Source organism: Streptomyces sp. RP5T, assembly GCF_003933965.1.
Classification (GTDB): Bacteria; Actinomycetota; Actinomycetes; order Streptomycetales; family Streptomycetaceae; genus Streptomyces.
The window spans coordinates 1-5,724 of record NZ_RSAJ01000531.1 but is presented as its reverse complement, the minus strand read 5'-3'; the positions used below and the strand labels follow the sequence as shown (position 1 = coordinate 5,724).

General features: G+C 71.4%; 4 protein-coding genes and 1 pseudogene. 4 read left to right on the top strand and 1 reads right to left on the bottom strand.

Going from position 1 to position 5,724, the window contains the following annotated elements; all coding sequences use genetic code 11:
- From EHS43_RS48335 to EHS43_RS35505, 4 genes and pseudogenes are all read left to right on the top strand, one after another.
- Positions 1-173 (top strand): annotated as a pseudogene (locus EHS43_RS48335) (maleylpyruvate isomerase family mycothiol-dependent enzyme); the annotation flags it as partial.
- Positions 174-351: 178 nt separating this feature from the next.
- On the top strand, positions 352-780 hold the full coding sequence (locus tag EHS43_RS35515; RefSeq protein WP_125194743.1) for a MerR family transcriptional regulator: 429 nt from the start codon (positions 352-354) through the stop codon (positions 778-780).
- The gene (locus EHS43_RS35510; RefSeq protein ID WP_312023463.1) at positions 777-1,109 is read left to right on the top strand and encodes a thioredoxin domain-containing protein; all 333 of its coding nucleotides are present in this window, start codon (positions 777-779) and stop codon (positions 1,107-1,109) included. Before EHS43_RS35515 ends, EHS43_RS35510 begins: the two co-directional genes overlap by 4 nt.
- 168 nt (positions 1,110-1,277) lie before the next feature.
- Positions 1,278-3,497: a UvrD-helicase domain-containing protein gene (locus tag EHS43_RS35505; protein ID WP_125194745.1), complete on the top strand. Its 2,220-nt coding sequence runs from the start codon at positions 1,278-1,280 to the stop codon at positions 3,495-3,497.
- A gap of 24 nt (positions 3,498-3,521) precedes the next feature.
- On the opposite strand, the gene glgB is transcribed toward EHS43_RS35505, so the two are convergent.
- On the bottom strand, positions 3,522-5,724 hold a 2,203-nt coding region (glgB, locus tag EHS43_RS35500; protein ID WP_260470861.1), incomplete at its 5' end, for a 1,4-alpha-glucan branching enzyme.

The window sequence follows — 5,724 nt, the reverse complement described above, 5'->3', positions numbered from 1 at the left end:
TGCCGAAGGCGAGGCTCGTCGCCACCGACATCGCGTGGACGCGCGGGGCGGGGGAGGAAATCCGCGGTCCGATCACGTCCCTCCTCCTGCTGCTCACCGGCCGCCCGGAGGCAGCGGGGGAGTGGGCCCAGCACACCGGGGAGCCGTGGACGGGGGTCGCGGCTCCCCGGTGACGGGCGAGTGCGCCCGGCCCGGTTGCCGGGCAGGTGGGGGTGCGGGTGTGTTGCGGCTGGTCACGCGGGTTCCCGCGCCCCCTGGAGGTCCGGTGACCCGAGCCGGGGCCCCGTCCACGGCTCCCCGGCGCACGCCGCTCTTGCCTTGACGTCGGCGTCAAGGACTACGTTCGTCGGTATGCGAATCGGCGAGCTGGCCGCACGGGCCGGGACCACGACGCGGACGCTGCGCTACTACGAGGCGCGGGGCCTGCTGCCGGCGCGGCGCGGCCACAACGGATACCGGACCTACGACGAGACCGACCTGAGGCTGCTCCGCCAGATCCGGACGCTCCAGGACTTCGGGTTCGACCTGGAGGAGACGCGGCCGTTCGTGGAGTGTCTGCGGGCCGGTCACCCCGAGGGTGACTCATGTCCCGCCTCGCTCGCGGTCTACCGGCGCAAGCTCGGCGAACTGGACGCGCTGATCGGTGAGTTGCAGACCGTGCGCGCCCAGGTCGGGCAGCAGCTGGAGCGGGCCGAGCGAGCGCGGGACGGGCTCGCCGCCGACGCGGAGGTTCCGGGCGGTCCGGAGCCGGTGTGCGAACTGGGAGGGGACCACAGGTGATCAGGGCAGCGGGTGTGGCCGAGGTGACGGACGCGGACTTCGAGTCGGAGGTGCTCGGGTCACAGCTGCCGGTGCTGGTGGAGTTCACCGCCGACTGGTGTCCGCCGTGCCGGCAGATGGGGCCGGTGCTTTCGGCGCTCGCCGCGGAGGAGGGCGAGCGGCTGAAGGTGGTCCAGCTGGACGTCGACACCAATCCACTGACCACGAACGCCTACCGGGTGCTGTCGATGCCCACCTTCATGGTGTTCCGCGGCGGGGAGCCGGTGCGGTCGATGGTGGGGGCGCGGCCCAAGCGGCGGCTGCTGGAGGAACTGACGGACCTCCTGTGAGCTGACGCAATACAGAGAAATCCCCCGGGTGGATTGCGCCCGGGGGATTTCTTTGCGTATATTCAATGATTCGCGACTTCAAAAGAATGAGGTCGCAAAGAAGTTCAGTGAGCACAGTATATCCGGGCGGGAGTGGAATTGTCAAACACCGGCTTTCCGGACGATGAATTGCGGCAGGAACAGGAATTCATCGACGGCCTGTACGCACATGTGGACGCCCTGCGCGGCGACACCGAGGCCTCCGTCACGGACGCCCTCGCCCAGGGCAACACCCCCATGCAGGCCCGGCTGGAGCGGGACATCCTGGTCGCCGAGCGCTCGGGGCTGCTGGCCGCGCTGAACGCGGTCGACGGCTCCCTCTGCTTCGGCCGGATCGACCTCACCTCGGGCACCACCCACCACATCGGCCGGATCGGACTGCGCACCGACGACGCCGAGCGCACCCCGATCCTCATCGACTGGCGGGCCGACGTCGCCCGCCCCTTCTACCTGGCCACCGGCCACACCCCGATGGGCCTGCGCCGCCGCCGGCACATCGGCACCGAGGGCCGCCGGGTCACCGACCTGCACGACGAGATCCTCGACCTCGGCGACCAGGAACGCACCGGCCACGAGGACCCGACCGGCGACGCCGTGCTGCTCGCCGCACTCAACTCCGCGCGCACCGGCCGCATGAGCGACATCGTGCAGACCATCCAGGCCGAGCAGGACGAGATCATCCGCGCACCGCACCGCGGGGTACTGGTGGTGGAGGGCGGCCCCGGCACCGGCAAGACGGCAGTCGCCCTGCACCGGGCCGCGTATCTCCTGTACGAACACCGGGAGTTGCTGGCCAAGCGGGCCGTACTGATCGTCGGTCCCAACCCCGCCTTCCTCGGCTACATCGGCGAGGTGCTGCCCTCACTGGGCGAGACCGGTGTGCTGCTCGCGACGGTCGGGGAACTGTTCCCCGGGGTCAAGGCGACGGCGACCGACAGCCGTGCCGCGGCCGCGGTGAAGGGGCGCGCCGCCATGGCGGACGTCCTCGCCGACGTCGTACGCGACTGGCAGGCGCTGCCCGACCCGGTGATCGCGATCGAGCACGACCGTGAGGTCCTCATGCTCGACGACGGCCTGGTCAAGGTGGCCCGCGAGAAGACCCGTGCCGCCCGGCTGCCGCACAACGTCGCCCGGGAGCACTTCGAGGGCCACATCCTCAACACGCTCACCGACATGGTCGCCGAACGCATCGGCACCGACCCGTTCGACGGCACGAATCTGCTGGACCCGAGCGACATCACACAGATCCGCGACGAACTCGCCGAGAACCCCGAGGTCTGGGCCGCCATCGACCAGTTGTGGCCGCGCCTGACCCCGCAGCGGCTGGTCGCCGACTTCCTCGCCGACCCGGTCGGCTACCTCCCCGACGAGGACGCGGCCGCGATCCGCCGCCCGGTGACCCGCGGCTGGACCACGGCGGACGTGCCCCTGCTCGACGAGGCGGCCGAACTCCTCGGTGTGGACGAGCGGTTGGCGCGGGCCCGGGCCGAGCGCGAGCGCGAGACCCAGGTCGCGTACGCGCAGGGCGTCCTCGACGTGTCGTACGCCTCGCGCACCTACGAGTTCGACGACAAGGACGAGGAGGACTCCGAGGTCCTGTCCGCGCACGACATCATCGACGCCGAGCGGTTCGCCGAACGCCAGGAGGAGGACGACCACCGCAGCGCCGCCGAGCGCGCGGCGGCCGACCGCACCTGGGCGTTCGGGCACATCATCGTCGACGAGGCGCAGGAACTGTCGCCGATGGCCTGGCGGCTGCTCATGCGGCGCAGTCCGACCCGTTCGATGACACTGGTCGGCGACCCGGCGCAGACCGCGGAGGCGGCGGGCGTGGGGTCGTGGCGGGACATCCTGGAGCCGTACGTCCAGGACCGCTGGGAACACACGCGGCTGGGCGTCAACTACCGCACCCCGGCCGAGATCATGGAGCTCGCGGCGGCCGTCGTGCGCGCCGAGGACCCCGGTTTTGAACCCCCGAGTTCGGTCCGTTCGACCGGCGTACGGCCCTGGGTGCGGGCCACCGACGACCTGCCCGGCGCGGTCGCGGAGGCGGTGAAGGAGCTGACCCCGGCCGAGGGACGGCTCGCGGTCATCGCCCCGCGCCATCTGCACCGCAGGCTCGCGGCCCGGCTCGACGGGGTCACGGCGGGAGCGGAGCCCGACCTGACCCGCACCGTCGTCCTCCTGGACCCCCGGCAGTCCAAGGGGCTCGAATTCGACTCCGTCCTCGTGGTCGAGCCGGCACTGTACGGCACGAGCGACCTGTACGTGGCGCTGACCCGGGCGACCCAGCGGCTCGGGGTCCTGCACACCGGCCGCCTGCCGAAGGCACTGGCCGGCACGTCGTGACCGTGACCGTCCGGACGCCGCCGCTCAGGCCGGCCGCAGCCACACCGTGGCCAGGGGCGGCAGGGTGAGCTGGATGCTGGCCGGGCGGCCGTGCCAGGGAGTGGGGTCCGGTTTCACGACGTCCGGGTTGGTGACGTCGCCGCCTCCGTACCGGGCCGTGTCCGTGTTCAGGGCCTCCAGCCAGGCCGGCACGTCGTCCGGGGCGCCGAGGCGGTAGCCGGGCCGGACCACCGGGGCGAGGTTGGAGACCGCAAGCAGGGGAGAGCCGTCGGCGTCGTAGCGCAGGAAGGCGAAGACGTTGTCCTCGGAGGCGTCGCCCACGATCCACTGGAAGCCCGAGGGGTCCGTGTCGCGCTGCCAGAGCGCCGGAGTGTGCCGGTACACGGTGTTCAGGTCGCGGACCAGATCGCGCACGCCCCGGTGGTCCGCCTCCGCGCCGTAGGCCGGGTCCAGCAGCCACCAGTCGGGGCCGTGCGCCTCGGACCACTCCGCGCCCTGCGCGAACTCCTGGCCCATGAAGAGGAGTTGCTTGCCGGGATGCGCCCACATGAAGGCCAGGTAGGCGCGCAGGTTGGCCCGCTGCTGCCACCAGTCGCCCGGCATCTTCGACACCAGTGAGCGCTTGCCGTGCACGACCTCGTCGTGGGAGATCGGCAGGACGTAGTTCTCGCTGTACGCGTACACCATCGAGAAGGTCATCTCGTGGTGGTGGTACTTGCGGTGCACCGGCTCGTGGGCCATGTAGTCCAGCGAGTCGTGCATCCAGCCCATGTTCCACTTCAGGCCGAAGCCGAGGCCGCCGAAGCCCCCGGGGCCCATGTGGTGCGTCGCGCGCGTCACGCCGTCCCAGGCCGTCGACTCCTCCGCGATCGTCACCACGCCGGGCACCCGCCGGTACACCGTCGCGTTCATCTCCTGGAGGAAGTCCACCGCGTCCAGGTTCTCCCGGCCGCCGTGCACGTTGGGGATCCACTGGCCCGGCTCGCGCGAGTAGTCGAGGTAGAGCATCGAGGCCACCGCGTCGACCCGCAGGCCGTCGATGTGGAACTCCTCGCACCAGTAAATGGCGTTCGCCACCAGGAAGTTGCGGACCTCCCGGCGCCCGTAGTCGAACTCCAGCGTGCCCCAGTCGGGGTGCGCCGCGCGCAGCGGGTCCTCGTGTTCGTACAGGGTGCGCCCGTCGAACTCGGCGAGCGCCCAGTCGTCGCGCGGGAAGTGGGCCGGCACCCAGTCCATCAGGACGCCGATCCCGGCCCGGTGGAGGGCGTCGACCAGGTACTTGAAGTCGTCGGGGGTGCCGAGGCGGGCCGTGGGCGCGTAGAAGCCGGTGACCTGGTAGCCCCAGGAGCCGCCGAAGGGGTGCTCGGCGACCGGCATCAGCTCGACGTGGGTGAAGCCCAGGTCCTTGACGTAGGCGGGCAGTTGCTCGGCGAGCTGACGGTACGTCAGGCCAGGCCGCCAGGAGGGGAGATGGATCTCGTAGACCGAGAAGGGGGCCTCGTGGGCCGGTGCTCCGGCCGCCCGGTTCGCCAGCCACTCCTCGTCCTGCCACTCGTGGTGCGAGGCGTGGATGATCGAGGAGGTGTTGGGCGGGACCTCCGTGCGGCGGGCCATCGGGTCCGCGCGCAGCGTCTTGGAGCCGTCCGGGCGGGTGATCTCGAACTTGTACAGCTCACCCTCGCCGACACCGGGCACGAACAGCTCCCACACCCCGGTGGAGCCGAGCGAGCGCATCGCGAACGCCGAGGGGTCCCAGAAGTTGAAGGTGCCGGCCACCCGCACACCGCGGGCGTTCGGCGCCCACACCGTGAAGCGGGTCCCGGTCTCCCCCTGGTGGGTCATGGGCTGCGCGCCCAGCGCCGTCCACAGCTGCTCGTGCCGGCCCTCGCCGATCAGATGCAGGTCGAGATCACCGAGCGCGGGCAGGAAGGCGTACGCGTCCGCGGTGTCCTGGACCGTCCCCTCGTACGCCACGAGCAGCCGGTAGGAGGGGACCTCCTGCAACGGCAGCAGACCGGAGAAGAACCCGTCGCCGTCGTCGTGCAGTTCGGCCCGGAGGTCTTCGGCCGCCACGACCGTGACGCCCAGGGCGTACGGGCGGAACACCCGGAAGGCCACCCCGCCGGGAACCGGGTGCGCGCCGAGGACCCCGTGCGGGTCGTGGTGGGTGCCGGAGAGCAGCCGCTCCCGGTCATGGGCGTCCAGGGCGGGAGAGACGGGTGCGGGG

What these genes read in the sequence shown, in the direction of transcription:
- EHS43_RS35515 (WP_125194743.1), top strand. Translation starts at nt 352, where the DNA reads ATGCGAATCGGCGAGCTGGCCGCACGGGCCGGGACCACGACGCGGACG.